Source organism: Chrysosporum bergii ANA360D (assembly GCF_029891735.1).
GTDB classification, from domain to species: Bacteria; Cyanobacteriota; Cyanobacteriia; order Cyanobacteriales; family Nostocaceae; genus Umezakia; species Umezakia bergii.
In genome coordinates this window covers 65,208-80,852 of record NZ_JANQDH010000090.1, presented here as the reverse complement: position 1 = coordinate 80,852, position 15,645 = coordinate 65,208, and the positions used below count along the sequence as shown (strand labels likewise).

Annotated in this window: 12 protein-coding genes, 1 tRNA gene and 2 pseudogenes; 6 read left to right on the top strand and 9 right to left on the bottom strand. The window is 40.2% G+C overall.

The genetic code is table 11. The features are described from left to right. Nucleotides 1–162: 162 nt before the first annotated feature. From NWP17_RS13500 to NWP17_RS13475, 6 genes are read left to right on the top strand one after another with little or no spacing between them, the layout of a single operon-like run. Nucleotides 163–1,224 (top strand): sulfate ABC transporter substrate-binding protein, encoded by a 1,062-nt coding sequence (locus NWP17_RS13500; protein WP_280655409.1) that lies wholly within the window; start codon nucleotides 163–165, stop codon nucleotides 1,222–1,224. Between the two features lie 31 nt (nucleotides 1,225–1,255). Continuing rightward, on the top strand, nucleotides 1,256–2,107 hold the full coding sequence (cysT, locus tag NWP17_RS13495) for a sulfate ABC transporter permease subunit CysT (protein ID WP_280655408.1): 852 nt from the start codon (nucleotides 1,256–1,258) through the stop codon (nucleotides 2,105–2,107). Further along, nucleotides 2,097–2,954, top strand: coding sequence for a sulfate ABC transporter permease subunit CysW (gene cysW / locus NWP17_RS13490; RefSeq protein WP_280655407.1), 858 nt, complete (start codon nucleotides 2,097–2,099; stop codon nucleotides 2,952–2,954). The genes cysT and cysW overlap by 11 nt, the downstream gene beginning before the upstream one ends. Nucleotides 2,955–3,004: 50 nt before the next feature. Then, nucleotides 3,005–3,553, top strand: coding sequence for a WcaF family extracellular polysaccharide biosynthesis acetyltransferase (locus NWP17_RS13485; protein WP_280655406.1), 549 nt, complete (start codon nucleotides 3,005–3,007; stop codon nucleotides 3,551–3,553). A gap of 57 nt (nucleotides 3,554–3,610) precedes the next feature. Continuing rightward, nucleotides 3,611–4,102 carry a DUF1499 domain-containing protein gene (locus NWP17_RS13480; RefSeq protein ID WP_280655405.1) on the top strand — a complete coding sequence of 164 codons (492 nt, stop codon included), beginning with the start codon at nucleotides 3,611–3,613 and terminating at the stop codon, nucleotides 4,100–4,102. Nucleotides 4,103–4,133: 31 nt separating this feature from the next. Then, nucleotides 4,134–4,655, top strand: coding sequence for a DUF3122 domain-containing protein (locus tag NWP17_RS13475; RefSeq protein ID WP_280655404.1), 522 nt, complete (start codon nucleotides 4,134–4,136; stop codon nucleotides 4,653–4,655). On the opposite strand, the gene NWP17_RS13470 is transcribed toward NWP17_RS13475, so the two are convergent. The 9 genes and pseudogenes from NWP17_RS13470 to NWP17_RS13430 all read right to left on the bottom strand — a co-directional run bounded on the left by NWP17_RS13470 (nucleotide 4,635) and on the right by NWP17_RS13430 (nucleotide 15,607). After that, nucleotides 4,635–5,684, bottom strand: a complete 1,050-nt coding sequence (locus tag NWP17_RS13470; protein ID WP_280655403.1) for a D-alanine--D-alanine ligase family protein — start codon at nucleotides 5,682–5,684, stop codon at nucleotides 4,635–4,637. The genes NWP17_RS13475 and NWP17_RS13470 overlap by 21 nt on opposite strands. A gap of 74 nt (nucleotides 5,685–5,758) precedes the next feature. Continuing rightward, nucleotides 5,759–7,153, bottom strand: a complete 1,395-nt coding sequence (locus tag NWP17_RS13465) for an ATP-grasp domain-containing protein (RefSeq protein ID WP_280655402.1) — start codon at nucleotides 7,151–7,153, stop codon at nucleotides 5,759–5,761. Between the two features lie 88 nt (nucleotides 7,154–7,241). Continuing rightward, nucleotides 7,242–8,075, bottom strand: coding sequence for an O-methyltransferase (locus tag NWP17_RS13460; protein ID WP_280655401.1), 834 nt, complete (start codon nucleotides 8,073–8,075; stop codon nucleotides 7,242–7,244). Nucleotides 8,076–8,079: 4 nt separating this feature from the next. Further along, nucleotides 8,080–9,309, bottom strand: a complete 1,230-nt coding sequence (locus tag NWP17_RS13455) for a sedoheptulose 7-phosphate cyclase (protein WP_280655400.1) — start codon at nucleotides 9,307–9,309, stop codon at nucleotides 8,080–8,082. 1,196 nt (nucleotides 9,310–10,505) lie between these two features. Continuing rightward, nucleotides 10,506–10,598 (bottom strand): annotated as a pseudogene (locus NWP17_RS13450) (type I restriction endonuclease subunit R); the annotation flags it as partial. A gap of 113 nt (nucleotides 10,599–10,711) precedes the next feature. Continuing rightward, a complete protein-coding gene (locus NWP17_RS13445; RefSeq protein WP_280655398.1) occupies nucleotides 10,712–12,751 on the bottom strand; it encodes a DUF262 domain-containing protein in 2,040 nt (679 codons plus the stop codon). Next, nucleotides 12,715–13,032: pseudogene (locus NWP17_RS13440) on the bottom strand (type I restriction-modification system subunit M N-terminal domain-containing protein); the annotation flags it as partial. The pseudogene NWP17_RS13440 and the gene NWP17_RS13445, both read right to left, overlap by 37 nt. 505 nt (nucleotides 13,033–13,537) lie before the next feature. Further along, nucleotides 13,538–15,490 carry an ATP-binding protein gene (locus NWP17_RS13435; protein ID WP_280655397.1) on the bottom strand — a complete coding sequence of 651 codons (1,953 nt, stop codon included), beginning with the start codon at nucleotides 15,488–15,490 and terminating at the stop codon, nucleotides 13,538–13,540. Nucleotides 15,491–15,533: 43 nt separating this feature from the next. Next, nucleotides 15,534–15,607 (bottom strand) — tRNA-Pro (locus NWP17_RS13430). Nucleotides 15,608–15,645: the final 38 nt, after the last annotated feature.

Below are 15,645 nucleotides of genomic sequence, written 5' to 3'. Positions count from 1 at the left end.
TTTACCAGACCATCCCTAGTTTTTCTTCTATCAAATCACCATAATCTTATGGTGATTTTCTTGCTATTTGATTTATTGATCTGTAATATTCATGACTAAAGGTAAAATACTAAAACTTGATTGGTTAACTGTAGATTAAAATTGAGGAGCCTGCAAGTCTCTATGTGGCTGGATAATTGGAATCAATGGAAAGGTAAGTCTTTAAAAAGCTGGATATGGCTGTTTCTAGTGGTAGTTAGCTTAAGTAGTGTTATCAGTGCCTGTTCTGGTTATGGTGGTAGCAGTTCAAAAAAAGAACTGACCTTTGTCAGCTATGCCGTCACCCGGTCTGCATATAAAAAAATTATTCCTCTCTTTGTAGAACAGTGGCGAGAAAAAACCGGACAGACCGTTACCTTTGGTCAAAGCTACGGAGGCTCAGGCTCCCAAACTCGTGCTGTAATTGACGGGTTAGAAGCAGACATAGTAGCCTTAGCATTATCAGCAGACACCCTACAAATCCAGAATGCTGGATTGATTAAACCCGGATGGGAGAAAAAAACACCCAACGGCGACGGCATTGTTCACCGTTCTGTGGGGGTAATTATTACCCGCCAAGGCAACCCCAAAAATATCAAAACCTGGAATGATTTAGCCAGGGATGATGTTAGCGTAGTTACTGCCAACCCTAAAACCTCCGGTGGCGCTCGTTGGAACTACATGGCATTGTGGGGGAACGTCACCCAAACAGGAGGCACGGAAAAACAAGCCCAAGACTTTGTAACTAAAGTTTACAGCAACGCCAGAGTACTCCCCAGAGATGCACGCGAAGCCACAGACGCATTCTTTGTGCAAAAACAAGGAGACGCGCTGATCAATTATGAAAATGAAGTGATTTTAGCTCAACAACAGGGACAAAATTTACCTTACCTAGTTCCTGACATTAACATTTCTATTGATAGCCCCATTGCCGTAGTAGATAGTTATGTTGACCAGCGAGGAACCCGCGAAGTGGCAGAAGCCTTTGTGCAGTTTCTTTTTACTCCCCAAGCCCAGAGAGAATTTGCCAAGGCGGGATTTCGCCCTGTAATACCGGAAATAGCCGCAGAATTTGCCGACACTTACCCGCAAATCTCCACCCTATTTACTATCCAAAATTTTGGCGGTTGGAATCAAGTTACTCCCCAATTCTTCGGTGATGGGGGAATTTTTGACAACACCCAAGCCAATATTACTCGACGTTAGACTTAATTATCTGCAAAATTATCTGCAAACAATGACAGTTGCCAACACACAGTCAACCATCCCCCCCGCCCCTAAGAAAAACTGGCAGCGCTTTTCTTTGCCCTGGGGAATTACCATCACCTATCTTTCTATTATCCTACTTTTGCCCGTGTCTGCCTTAGTGCTGCGGGCTGCAACTTTGACACCAGGAGAGTTTTGGCGACTGGCTACTGATCCCGTTGCCCTGTCAACTTATAACATCACCTTTGGCACTGCTTTTGTTGCCGCGGCTATTAACTGCATGGCTGGAACTGCTACGGCGTGGGTGCTGGTGCGCTATGACTTTCCTTTCAAGCGAGTTTTAGATGCCGTGATTGACCTGCCTTTTGCCCTGCCTACGGCGGTAGCAGGTATTACCCTGACTACTATTTACAGTGAGCAGGGGTGGATTGGTGCATTGCTTGCCCCTTTAGGCTTAAGGGTGGCTTTTACTCGCCTAGGGGTGGCAGTGGCTATGGTGTTTATTTCTGTTCCTTTTGTAGTGCGTAGTGTCCAGCCAGTACTGCAAGAGTTAGACCACAGCATTGAAGAGGCCGCTTGGTCTTTAGGGGCTTCCCATTGGGAAACAACTTGGCGGGTGGTGTTACCCCCCCTTATACCTGCTATCCTCACAGGTACAACCCAAGCTTTTGCCAGGGCTGTGGGGGAATATGGATCCGTAGTTTTAATTGCTGCTAATATTCCTTATCAAGATTTGATTGCCCCTATTTTAGTATTTCAGCGCCTTGAACAAAACGATATGGCCGGGGCTACGGCTATTGCCACAGTATTACTGGTGATTTCCCTGGTATTGTTGCTGATGGTGAATTTATTGCAGGCTTGGAGGCAACGTTATGAGGGTTAAACCTAAATCTACTCAATTTCATCAGGGTAGAGAGTGGGGCAAAGTTGCTTTGATTGCAGCAGTGGTTATATATTTGGCTTTGGTGTTACTTCTTCCTACTCTTTACGTATTCATTGGAGCTTTTAGCCGGGGTATCAGCCCGTTTTTTGCTACTCTTACTAGTTTTGATTTTACTCAAGCTGTGCGCCTTACCGCATTGGCTGTAGGGGTGGCTGTACCCCTAAATGTAGTCTTTGGGCTATGTGCGGCTTGGGTAATTGCCCGCCGTCGGTTTCGGGGACGTACTTTGTTATTAAGTATTATTGATTTGCCTTTTTCCATTTCCCCTATTGTGGCTGGTTTAATGCTAGTCTCCCTTTATGGACGCAATGGGCTACTAAGCAACATACTACAATTTTTAGACATCAAGATTATTTTTTCTTTCCCTGGTATTGCTCTGGCCACTATGATGGGGGGAATGCCTTTTGTGGCTCGTGAAGTGATTCCCATCTTAGAAGAGGTGGGTACTCAGGAAGAAGAAGCAGCTAAAACTCTAGGGGCTGGAGAATGGGAAATTTTCTGGCGGGTGACACTACCTTCTATTCGTTGGGGATTGTTTTATGGTGTTGTTCTCACCACAGCCCGGGCAATGGGTGAGTATGGTGCTATTGCTGTAGTTTCCAGCAATTTAATTGGCCGTAGCCAGACCCTGACTCTATATGTAGAAGAGGCTTATCGCAATTATGATTCTCAAAGTGCCTTTGCAGCTGCGGTGGTGTTAGCTGCTCTTGCTGGTGCAACTTTAGTGATTAAAGAGTTTTTTGAGCGTCGCACCCGGATTAAAAATGAAGAGTCTTTAGAGGAATAAGGTAATATTTAGCTTAAATTTTTTAAACCCTCCTTTGCCAAAGCCAGATTATGCGGCTAGATAAATACAACCTTGGCGACTATACTCCCGGCGCTCCCTATTGGAAACAGCTGTTATGGTACTTTATTGGTTCTCCTTTAGTGGAGAGTTATTGGCTTCCTATTTCATCTGCTAAGGTGAAAATACTACGAATGTTCGGAGCTACCGTTGGTGATGGTGTCCGCATTAAACCGGGAGTGCGGGTCAAGTTTCCCTGGCGGTTAACTCTGGGTGATTATGTCTGGGTTGGTGAAAATGCTTGGATAGATAATTTGGCTGATATAACTATAGGCAGTCATGCCTGCATATCTCAAGGGGTGTATCTCTGTACTGGTAATCATAATTGGAATGATCTTAACTTTGAGTTAAAAATTGCTCCTATTGACATTGAGGCGGGTTGTTGGATTGGAGCTAAATCAGTTATTGGACCTGGAGTTACTGTTGCTAGAGGTGCTGTATTAACTATGGGGGGAGTGGCTGTTAAATCATTAGAACCCATGACTATTTATGGGGGAAATCCCGCCCAAGCAATTAAACCAAGAAAAATATACGGCCAGTAGCCAAAATCATGGAAGATAATAAAGTGGTAATTAAACTGTAAAGTAAATAATTTGCTTATGTCTCCTGTAGTGAAAGCCGTGACAAAGCCACTCTGGCCAATGATTACTTTTGTTATGTTCCTGACGTTGATCAGTGGTTTAATATTTTCCGCTCCCACCTGGGCTGAGTCCTTTAATTTGGGAGTTAATAACGGTTATCTGAGTTCTTGTCCTCCTAGTAATAATTGTGTTGTTAGCCAAAGGGCTGATGCTAAACACGCCATTGAACCGATTACTTATCATGTGGACAGGGACACAGCACGGGGAATTTTACTGCAAGTTATCAATGTTGTTCCCCGTACAGAGGTGATAGAACAAACAGATAATTATATTCATGCTTTGTCTAAAAGCCGCATTTTTAAATTTGTGGATGATGTGGAGTTTTATCTACCTGCTCATGAGTCTGTGATTCATGTCCGTTCAGCATCTCGCATTGGAGAATCAGATCTGGGTGTTAACCGGAGACGTGTAGAGCAAATTCGTCTGGCTTTGCGGGACTTAAATATTTAACTAACTTCTATTAATTAGGGAAGTTGAGAGTATGTCTCACCTGAAGCGAAAATTTTGGCAATATTGCCAGTGTTGGGCTTTATTCATTGTTGTAGCTTTGAGTTTTGGCGGATGGGATGTACAATCAGCCCAGGCGGTACTGCGACAACATCATGATGCCCCTGGTGTTTTGCGCTACCACTCCCAAGTATCAATTAAAGATGAAAAAGGCTATTCTTGGCAGGTGGTGCTGTTTAAACAAAATTACAACCTCCCAATTCAAGAATTAAAATTACGCCTAGTGGGGTTTCCTGGTGTTGTAGAAGTGGCGCACCCCCAAACATTAGAAATTGAAACGGTATCAGGAAAGCTGCTGGCTGCATCTGATGTATATGCTTTGGCAGCACCTGCACCTAATGTGGGGGAGTATGATTTGACAAATATTTTACCACAGTTGCCAACCACTGATGCACTAAAACTTTATCTGCCAATTAAAGGCGGAAAAACATTAATTCTCAAGATTCCTAATAATGTAGTAACTGAGTGGCAATGGTTAACAACGGAAATTGATTGAGTGATGGTTTGCTAATGTTTGCTTAACAACGGTGTAAAATAACTCATCTAGAGGTATACCTTTTGCTTTAGCCATGGTGGAAATCACACTTTTAGGGGCAAAGGAACAGTATAACCCAGCTTCTAAAAACCAAGGTTGTCCCTCCGGGTCGATGCGGAAGTCAAATAAACTGTAGTGGCGACACCCCAAAGCTTGATGACAGTTTTTAGCTACTTCCTGAACTTTGGCCGTAATGGGGTCGGTAATATCTACAATCCAAGATTTTTGATGATCTTTGGCGCTAAAAGTTAAATTACCATCATCTGTTTCTTTGAGTTTATCAGCATAGCTGCGGATGGGTTTGTGGTGAGGATCTAATTTATATTCTTCCAAGGGTAAACCTACTAACTCCCCATCTTGAACCAGGACTCCACACCTCACTTCTCGACCGAGTTGAATAAATTTTTCCACAATGACCTCATCTGCATATTTAAATGCTGTCTGTAAGGCTGGTTGGTAGTCACTGGCTTGTTTGACTAGTGTTACCCCTAAAGAATTGTCAGATTTGCTGGGTTTGATAATTACTGGTGGTGTAATTGTGGGTACATCTCCAGGGCGTAGCAATTCTCCCTGGGGTACTTTTACCCCTGCTCCGGCTACTATTGCTTTGGTTGTGGCTTTGTGGCTGGCTATTGCCATTACATCTGCTGTGTTACCTATGTAAGGAATGTTCAGCAGGTCGAATAAGGCGCGGTAGTGGGTCATTCCGGGAATACAAAACATTTGTGGTAGTACCAGGTCAATGTTTTGTTCACTGATAAACTTGATAGCATCAACCACAGACATGGGTTTGGTTGCAGCGATATCTTCTCGACTGACAGAAGGAGGAAAACGCCACAGCCCATCTGGTGTAATGTATGCTATGTAAAAATCATACCGCGATCGCTCTGCTGTTGCTTCTAAGCAGTCTTGGGCATAAAGGCGGGACAAATTGCAGTAAAAATCATTGTGTGCGGAGCCAACTAAATGAAGAATACGAAGTATGGGCATGATTTATGTGTAGTAAGCGTAATAATTGTGTGTTTCACCAAATAAGATTGGTTCTGGTCCGGAAAGATAATTTACTAATCTCCGCCTAACTCCACCAGTTTTCCAATGTTGAAATCTATTTTTACCCATCCTTTGAGTTGTTGCAGATTTTTGAGTAAAAGTAAGGGAATCTGCCAATGGTGTAGAGTTAAAAATGGTATGGGGTCATGGAGGCGGAAAATGGCATCAGTGCCGCGCAGTAAGGTATGTAGGGATGTTTGTAATTGTTGCCAAGAACGGATACCAGTTAACCGCCAAATTTCGTGATATAACCAGTAAGTTGGCTTGCTGTTGGCTAAAGGTTCTAGGGGGGCCGGTTGGGGGGTTTTACCAAGATAGGCATCAGCCACACCAGGATGATTATAAAACATGGTAATGGCTGAATGGGTACGGGGGTTACATTCAATGGCGTAAACTGTACCGTCTGAAGCTTGGATAAAGTCAAAGGAAACTTGTCCAGTTAGTCCTAAACTGTTGACGAAGCGTTCCACCCATTCACGAATTTGGGTATTTTCTAGATTTTCGTAGTTGATTTGAAATGCGGAAGAGTTAGAACAGCAATGCAGTCTTAATTCTCCATTCCGCACCGTGCTGTGTGTGCATAACTCCCGACCAGGAATAAACTCTTGCATAATCCAAGGGTTTTCTGGACTGATGGGTAAACTATTGACAAATGCTGCTGTTTGTTCTGTTGTCTCACAAGGTAGTTTGGTTAAGTTTAGCCGACGAACTGAGTCGTAAGCAATATTTTTCAAGATATACTTGCGAGTTTCTTGACTAAAGTCAAAGTTAATTACTTGTTGGGGATCTGTGATTTTAAAAGATTTAGGTACAGATAAACCAAGCGATCGCGCCAATTCAGTAAAGGCAAACTTATCATCTAGCATTTTGGTAACATCTGCATCAAAGTGAAAAACTTCGCAGTATTGTGATAATGCAGGTTTTGCTAGAGAGTCGTAGTAACTAGCCACGGGACTGCACACAGGCACATAAACATCAACCTTTTCTTTTTTAACGATGTCTACTAACGCCTGAATGTAGCTTTCTGGGTCTGTTTCTGGTGCGGGTACTGTATAAAAAGCACTGACAGCCTGAGAAAATCTATGTCCAGATAACCAGTATTTGTGAGTTTCAATTAAAATAACTCGGTGTCCCGCAGCATGGAAGGAGCGGGCAAGTTGCAGTGCTTTAGTCATCTTAGCCCCACTCACCATGATAGTTTGAGGATGAGCGGCTACAACTTTTTTCTTAAACGGCCACAGCACAACACCCCACAGTAAAGACAGCAATACTATCAAGGCGTTGAAGGGCAAGGCTATTAATAATAATATCAGAGTAGCGAGAGTTTGAAACAAAGTTACTAACTTTACCTTGACACTGGTTGATGAGGTTTTGGATTTTGCCAGAGATAAAGAAATTGATTGTGCCATAAATTTTGGTAACTAAGGAAAATAGAAGCTACTGTGTAGCCACAAATGATGTAGGGTGTGTTGCTTTGATAACCCACCCTACTTAAAATTACGCCACCCGTCTAATTAAAGTGATACCGTCTCGCACAGGTAACAAAACTTGCTCTACACGAGGATCAGCAGCAACAACACGGTTAAACTGGGCGATGGCTTCACCGTTGGCGCTGCGTTGTTCTGGCGGTAAATAAACCTGTCCTTGCAACAAGGTGTTATCCACACAGATTAACCCATCGGTGGTGAGTAGGTCATGGTCTAAAATGGTTTGGAAGTATTGCACATACTCTTTTTTATCAGCATCAATGAAAATCAAATCAAATGATTCTTTCTTGGCTGCTAATTTCTGGAGTGTGTCTAAAGCTGGTGCTACTTCCACTAGGATTTTTTGACCGTGGGGAGACTCACTAAAGCAATTTTGAGCAAACTGCGCCACATAAGGGTCAACTTCGCAGGCTATCAGCTGTCCGTCCTTAGGTAGTGCTTCCGCCATAGCCAAAGCTGAGTATCCAGTGAACATTCCTACTTCCAAAATGCGCCTGGCTTTAGTCATGTGAACAAACATTTTTAATGTCTGTCCTTCCAGATGTCCTGAGAGCATTTCTTGCTCTAGTTGACGTACTGTTTCATGATCATTAAAGCGTTTACCCCAATCTTCTTGACTGGTTTTTTGCGCCAACGCTGTTAATGCGCCAGATTCAGGGGTAGTGTAATCATCCAAATAAGGATCTAAACCCTTCGCTAATTCAAAGCTTTGGCCTAGAGAATCTAATATTTCTGGGGAAATATGATTTTCTTCAGCTAACTTCAGGGCTTTTTGTAGCAAAGCTACTAAAATGCCATGTGGGGTTATGGGTCTGGCTGTTGGTTTTTCTACAACATTTGTCATGGCTTTACACCCCTAACAGTTGGGCTTCTTGACCGTGAATGTATGCGTCAACCCCTTCTCCACCGCGAGGATATTTAGCACAAAGAAGTTTGTGTTCACCTAAAGCCTCAGTCAGTTCTTCACGAGTTAAGTCATTGGCAAAGAAGCATTCACCGATGGGGCGAGGCATGGCAGCGCGTTGTTTACCATCGCGTGTTAGGGTGATAGATTGGGTAGCATCCCACAGCAAGTTTTCCTCTAACAGGGGATGATCTAGTGATAAACCTATGCGACTCATTAAGTCTAAAATGCGATCGCGCTCTGTGGTGGGAATGTAGCCGCGTTTGGCTGCAATGGTTGCAGATAAAGCCATATCTATATTCACCGCATGACCGTGATAGAGGGGTACACGAGGAGCTAATTCTAAAGTAGGACTCCAACTGTGACCGTAGGCAATAACGCGATCAAGGTCTATTTCATGCAGGTTAGGAGTCTCCAACTCTAGCATGGTTTTGATGGCTTTGTAGTTTACCTTATGGGCAATCTCTTTGATTTCAGGTGTAGCATTGACGTGTCCAAAGTGTGTATAAAGCAGTTCTTCCCCATATTTGTATAGGAGTTCAAACACTTCTGAGTTAGAAACTACAGCAATTTTCACCAACTCTGCCATACCATTGCGAACTTGAGAAGTTGGCAAGGTTTTCAAAAATGAGAAATCCAGAATTACTTTTAAAGGTGCGTGATATGCTCCCAGGCGGTTTTTCAACTTGCGGTGATTAACTGCTACCTTAATTGCTACCCCCGCATCAATTAAACCAATCAGAGTAGTAGGAATGCGGATATAATTACTCTTACGACGATAAGCAGCGCAGGCAAACCCAGCTACATCAGTAATTAGACCACCACCAACAACTAAAACTGGTTCTTTGCGAACTAAGCCAAAGTCAGCAAAAGCATCAACAATTTTTTCAAAAGTTGCTAAGGTTTTATCTGGCTCCGTGATGATGATGGGAAACACTGTCAGATCAATACCATAGTGCTTAAAGTATGATCTGATTTCCTCGCCATACAGTTCATAGACATTGGCATCAATTACGGTTAAGCAACGTCCGAATTTGCTGTAAGTGTCCGCAAGTTCGTTGTTTTCAACGTTAAATGCACCATTGACATAGACAAGACTAAAGTCTATTTTTTCGTAACCTTGCACATGAAATGCGGTTTCTGTAGCGGCGAAGGATGCTTGCACGTTGTTCATTTTAGTTCACCTTATTTTCAGTAAAAAAACTGTCAGATTTGCTGATATTTGCGATTTACTTCCATACTTTTTTTTATCTGGAAGTCAAACTTCAGATAAAAGGCATGAAAAAACAGGCTTTTGGTCAAAAAGCTAAAGTTTATTGCTGACTGGTATTGTCATTTAACAACACCATTCATTTGAATAAATTCTGTAGACGGGTTTACCTCAAATTGGAGGCTACTTCTGAACTAGTCAACTAGTCCCACTAGCAATATATTGCCATCATACTCGCACTTGTCCTTTAGGGATTGTTGACCTGGACTGTGGAAAGATCATCTGAAATCAGATGTATTCCCCTAAGTTTAACCTAGAGGCTTCCCCATAGTAAGGTTCCGTAAAAGTCCTATATTGAAAAAATCTTTGTAGACCTGATCTCCAATCTTTAATTTAAGATTAGAACCTTGATTAACCTTTAGTTCGCTGTTTCTTAGCATTACTATCAAACCCTATGTCGCTAAATTCGTCTATTCTATTTTGCTGAGAATCACAGTGGACTTATAGGAAGTTTACCTGCTATCTAAAACCTAGACAAAGCTAGACTTTACTTCTTACTTCAACGGGAGCATGGGAGCAGTTATCCCTCCGTAAGCTTTCACGCCTTAGCCAAACGCGATAAATCAATTGCGGTATTTAGATCCCTGTCCGTCTCATAACTGCAATTCTCGCAGTGATAAGTTTTTTCTGGGAAGATAACTTACGCAAGTTAAAAATTTGGCTTTTTCGTTACTCCAGGCTTGGAGGATATTGCTTGTGTATCAGGGAACTATGTTCGCCCAAGACTTTTTCCACACCCTTTCAGTGGCTCCTGAAAACTGGGTGGGCATATTAAAAGTACAACACAACACACAACATTAAGATAATACAAACAATAACATATGTAAAGCTATAAATTAATTTTTTTACAATTTTTTTTACAAATTAACGTAATCATAGGGGTTTCAGCCGTTAGAGATGATAAAATAAGTAACGTTTGGTTAACTTTGTTTAATTCCTTCATGATATATTCCCGGTGGTGTGCTGACAGTAGCCAGCATTTAAGCTCACAGGTGTAGGTTTATTTGGCGTTGTTGATTTTTAATGATGATTTTGTCGCACCCAGGTTTATAGTATCGGGCTTTCTACGTACTGCTTTTATCCTCAAAGGGAATAGCCCCAAAGCGAGTTTTTAATTTTTCGGCGTATTTTTTCGCCTGTGCTAAACCTTCTGTATCCGGTAAATCGGGTTTTTTAGCTTCGTTGAGAGATAATCCAAGCAATAATATATTCTGTTTTTTTACCAGAAATTCCCGCAGATACTAAAATATTAGTATCTATAACTATTTTCATTCCCCTCTCCTATAAGCATCAATTTATTCTGCAATTAAAAGATTTCTATAGAAATGTTTTCAATATTAAAATCTAATTTCTCACATAATTTACAGCAGAAAGCGACAATATAATTAGAACTTCCATGACTTTCCACAAAATATAAATCTGTAAATTCTATGGGTGATCTTAATTTTGAATTGTCTTTCTGATTGGAAAAGTATCGACTTAGTTCTGCACTAGTCATGATTGACTTAAATTCTGTTGGAGATTCATTGAACAAAATTTCACAGATTTTTTTCACTACCTCTCGCCAGGTTTTGATTTTATATTTATCCTCTCCTACAACTAAAGTTTTAGGCTTAGTCCCACGAAAGTCTATTTCTTTATTCAAGTCATAAATTTTATCTTCCTCAACATCTTTAGTAAAACTTGATTCTGGATACTTCCATATTTTAACTGCTTTTTCTGCTAGTACATTAGCCCGGTTGACAATAGAGTTTTCATTCCACTCTTCAATATTTTTTAATTCACAACTTAAACTTATCTTACTGGTTTCATAGTCAATTTTCTGTTTACTCTTAAAGTCTTTATTAGATAAGCTACTATTTTTTGCTGTTAAACTCAAATTACCCAGAGTATGTAAATATTTGCCATGAATTTCTGAATACTTATCTCCTAAAACCTGTTTCCATTTAGGAGTGAGTTTCTGGGGCATAATATGTTCAATTGTCAAGTCCTGAATATTAATATAAGGAGCGTCATAATGCTCTAGGCTTTCAAAGAGAAAGTCTCTGTTCTTAGGAGTTAACTTATAAACTTCTTTATAGATAAGTGTTTCTTTAAATTCTTTGTCAGATGGGAATTTGAGACTAGCAGACTTGTTTTTAATGATAAAGGACATAATATCAAAATATTTTTTTTCCCAAGTAGGTTCTTTCTTAATTTCTTTCGATAATGTGAGAAAGAATTTATTTAGTCCTTGGGTTGAATTGTTCACTAAGATTTTTCTAAAAGCATAACTTTCTATTAGTTGAATGATAGCCTGGACATCAGACGCACCTAGAACACCTTGATTAAATAAGTCAAATACATCCATGAGAAAGGGATGACATACTGTAAACTCTAGGCAATGTAACCGATGGAGAGCCTTATTGATGTCTTTATGAGGATGCTGGGAGGTATTGACAAAGTAGCTATAAATTTGAGCATACTTGAGGAGATGTTGGAGGATACTAGAACTATCTCGGGAAAATTGATTTTTAGAATATTGCTTAAATTCATTATAAACAGCCCTTTTACTTTGTGTAATATCTTTGTGCAAAGTGTATATCAAGAATACACGAATAAAATCGGCTACATTACCAGAAAGCTGTTCGATTTTTGTCCAATAGTTATTATAAAGCTGTTCTTGGTCTGATTGACTTAAACCCATGAGAATATAATTTCTGATTAAATCTCCATCTGTTAAATCAACTCCAGTGGAATTTAAGCTCTCAAAAATTAATTGGGGGTCATCAATATCCTTCTCAAGCTCAATATGGACAATTTCTAATTTTTTGAACAGTTCAAATATATCATGTACTGAAATAGGGCAACTAGATATTTTATCATAAAAAAATAGATAGTTTTGAATAATATTTGAATCATTCTTTTGAATATCTAAGTTATCAAATAAGCTTTGAAAGTAAGATTTATCTTTCGTGTTAGGCTTTAACCTAATCCGTTGTGACTTGTCTGTACATCTTTTGTTAATTAAGTAGTCATTTAAGATATCTTCTTGTAAATCTGCTTCTGATGATGTTTGATTTTGTGTGTCTTTCAAGTAATTGGCTAAAGCCAACAATAGTAAGGAAATGGTAGTTAGTCTTTGCTGTCCATCGATCACCATCCATTCGTCTTGATGGTTGTATATGTTAACTAAAGCTCCTAGAAAATGACTGCGCTTACCAGAATCTTGCAAATAGATAATATCTTCCCACAGCTTTTTACAGTTGTTGACTTTCCAGGCATAATCTCTTTGATATACAGGGATGACAAAACTTTTATTTCTGCCTTCTAGGAACTGATAAATGGGTTGTCTTTTAACTTGCATAGTCCAAAAAATAACAAGGGAGCAAATTCCAGAATATCAGACAATGGGACAAAGTGATCGCCCCACCTAGTCTCCACATTGGATAGAGGTACTTTCAGAGTTTTAAATGTGAAGTTAGAGGTATTATAAAATACATAACCTGATTTTATTGGCAGTTCTCGAGCGATCGCATTTAGTCCAAAATCTCCCGCCTTTAATTGTTGATAAAGCTTAAGTACCTCATCTTTACTGGGTTCTAGTAAACAATCCAACCGCCGCAGTACAGTTATAGATAAAATAACATCTCTGTATGTTCACCGTACATAGACATCTCTTAGCACATCGTCAGCAATGCCCCAGATAAAATTAACTATAGCGTTATGTGTGGTGTAATTCATATTGCCAGCACAGTAGATAAATTAGGCGATAGTTGCCAATATGATTGACAGTAAGATTTACTGATATCATTTTACAACACTATTTGCAAGTTTTTAATATAAATGATACTATGTAGTTGTGGGTGAACGTCGGCTTCATGCCGTGTGTTTGAGTGGCTTGTGTACTTAAACCTAGCCCACAAACCATTTAAGTTTATCCAATGATAATGGGTTAGAATCGGTGTACCACTCTCCATAGTTCTTATTTCTCCGATCATCTAAATCCATAATCATTCTGTATTTTTGAGCAATTGGAATAAAATACTTATCTTCATGACGCTCATATTTATTGGGTATAGGTGAGAATGCGGCTTGCTTTGAATGAGCTTTTGTTCTCCAGATTTAGGCATAATGCGGATAAATATATGATTTATTTTTGAACAGTGCGATAAGTCTGATGAGGATCATTTGGGTTTTCAGGATTAGTATATTCAAGCAAACCATCATCAATTAAAGGTTTTAAATATTTATCTAATAAATATTTTTTATTTCTGTTTAATAAAGATGCTAATTCATTGGATGAGCGAGGTTGTATTTCACACAATTCAAGGATTAAATTTTTAATTTCTTGTGGTTGAGTTCTTGCACCTATTTTTGCTAATCTGTCTTGTAAAGATTCCTTTTTTGTAGGAGAAAATAAATCAAGGCTCAGTTGTTCATGTGTAAGTTTACTACTGTCCAGATTAGGAGTTGAGGACTGTCCAGACAAGATTTCTTCCTCAACTGTACTACTGTCCAGATTAGGAGTTGAGGACTGTCCAGATAAGATTTCTTCCTCAACTGTACTACTGTCTAGATTAAAGTTATCTACCTCTGATTTTTCTGTTGATAGAAACTGAGGGTTAAGGGTGTAGTAAGTGGCTGATCCTTTGCGTTCTTGTACCAGTAATCCGCTATCCCGTAAGCGTCTCAGATGGTCACTGGCGGTGAGAGTATCACAATCATTGCTTTTACGGTAAATTAAATTATTAATCATTCCCATTTGTCTTAAGACGACGAGTGCTTTGGCTTCATCATTACTTAATCCATAGTTTTTAAATTGTGTCAGCCATTCAAGATCATTTCCGTCTAGGAGATGATGGGTAAAAAGGGTAACATGAAAATCATCTCTATCCCGATTAGAAACAAATAAAGGCAGGGTTAAGTTGGCTTCTCGCATTTTCTCTAACATAACGTTACCTCCAGATCCTTTTGTCTCTGCCAAATTTATTTCATGGAGAACTGCGGCAATTTGTTCGTTACGAGTTTTTGATCCTGGTTGGTCAAATTCATCTGTCGGTTTGAGAGAATAACCAGGATTACGAATTTCTAAACGATCAGAGAAGCGGATAATCTGGATGGGACTCCGTTCTCGATAGTTACGGTGCATGACAGCGTTAACTATCGCCTCTCGGATTACTTTACGGGGAATAAGTGGGGTTTCTCTGCGGTGAATTTCGTTTTCTGCGAGGCCAAAGGCTTTGGGGATATCGTTAAGAACAAGTGTGATTAATTTGGGAATGGCTAATAATAGGGGTTCACGGATTTCGATACTTTGATAACGCTTATCAGGATCTGAAACCCATTCCTTACCTTCTACAAGGATGTAATCTATACGGTGCATCGGAAAGTAACGTCGTAGGGTGATCGCATTTCCGAATAAGATTAATCCGGCAAAGGTGAGGCAGTATTCTCCTTTTTGGTTAGGATTTTTGGTGATCGCATTGAGGGCAAAAAGTAATCTCTGATCATCGTAATTGAGTTCGCTGGCGTTGGGGTTTACGTCTTGTCTTTGTCTGCGGTAAGCGGCGATCGCTTCTGGATCTACATCATCAAGGGTAGCATCTGGGATAGTTGTAGTGTCGTAGGTTTGGGCGTTGCGTTCTTTATAAAACAGTTCCATATCTCTCTCAGTGCATTTTTGATCGCTTGAAGCGGTGCGTCTAAATGCGCCCTTGGGAAGTCCTCTGCTAGTAATATAAACAGGTTTTTCAGAGGGTTGAACTTCAGGAATAAAAGCAACAATTACAATTTTTCCTTCCTTGGTAGCAGTTTCTATCTGGGGACGAATAGTAATATTAAAGATTTGTGTGCATTGGGTAGCTAATTGTTGTTTTATTTTGTCAGGATCTGCTATTCCTTCAATTTCATAGTTATTAGTTTTACTTTCGTTTGGTGATTTGATCCCCAGTATCAGATAACCCCCTCCTAGACTGGGTTCATTAGAAAATGCGCTGATGGTTTCCCAGCAACTTTTACTCACTTCTGAGCCTTTTTTTGCTTCTATTTTTACGCCTTCATCTTCAGTAATGAGGATGTCCCAGAGTTCATCAAGAGATGTCATCGCCTACGGCACTGGCGAAGCCAATCGCCATCTTCCAAACAAATCGGGATGACTGGATTTGAACCAGCGGCCCCTTCGTCCCGAACGAAGTGCGCTACCAAGCTGCGCTACATCCCGTTAAAATTACCCTCCTGTGATTATATCATAAATAATCA

What these genes read in the sequence shown, in the direction of transcription:
- cysW (WP_280655407.1), top strand. Translation starts at nt 2,097, where the DNA reads ATGAGGGTTAAACCTAAATCTACTCAATTTCATCAGGGTAGAGAGTGG.
- NWP17_RS13475 (WP_280655404.1), top strand. Translation starts at nt 4,134, where the DNA reads ATGTCTCACCTGAAGCGAAAATTTTGGCAATATTGCCAGTGTTGGGCT.
- NWP17_RS13460 (WP_280655401.1), bottom strand. Translation starts at nt 8,075, where the DNA reads ATGACAAATGTTGTAGAAAAACCAACAGCCAGACCCATAACCCCACAT.
- NWP17_RS13445 (WP_280655398.1), bottom strand. Translation starts at nt 12,751, where the DNA reads ATGCAAGTTAAAAGACAACCCATTTATCAGTTCCTAGAAGGCAGAAAT.
- NWP17_RS13480 (WP_280655405.1), top strand. Translation starts at nt 3,611, where the DNA reads ATGTCTCCTGTAGTGAAAGCCGTGACAAAGCCACTCTGGCCAATGATT.
- NWP17_RS13465 (WP_280655402.1), bottom strand. Translation starts at nt 7,153, where the DNA reads ATGGCACAATCAATTTCTTTATCTCTGGCAAAATCCAAAACCTCATCA.
- NWP17_RS13435 (WP_280655397.1), bottom strand. Translation starts at nt 15,490, where the DNA reads ATGACATCTCTTGATGAACTCTGGGACATCCTCATTACTGAAGATGAA.
- NWP17_RS13500 (WP_280655409.1), top strand. Translation starts at nt 163, where the DNA reads ATGTGGCTGGATAATTGGAATCAATGGAAAGGTAAGTCTTTAAAAAGC.
- NWP17_RS13470 (WP_280655403.1), bottom strand. Translation starts at nt 5,684, where the DNA reads ATGCCCATACTTCGTATTCTTCATTTAGTTGGCTCCGCACACAATGAT.
- NWP17_RS13485 (WP_280655406.1), top strand. Translation starts at nt 3,005, where the DNA reads ATGCGGCTAGATAAATACAACCTTGGCGACTATACTCCCGGCGCTCCC.
- NWP17_RS13455 (WP_280655400.1), bottom strand. Translation starts at nt 9,309, where the DNA reads ATGAACAACGTGCAAGCATCCTTCGCCGCTACAGAAACCGCATTTCAT.
- cysT (WP_280655408.1), top strand. Translation starts at nt 1,256, where the DNA reads ATGACAGTTGCCAACACACAGTCAACCATCCCCCCCGCCCCTAAGAAA.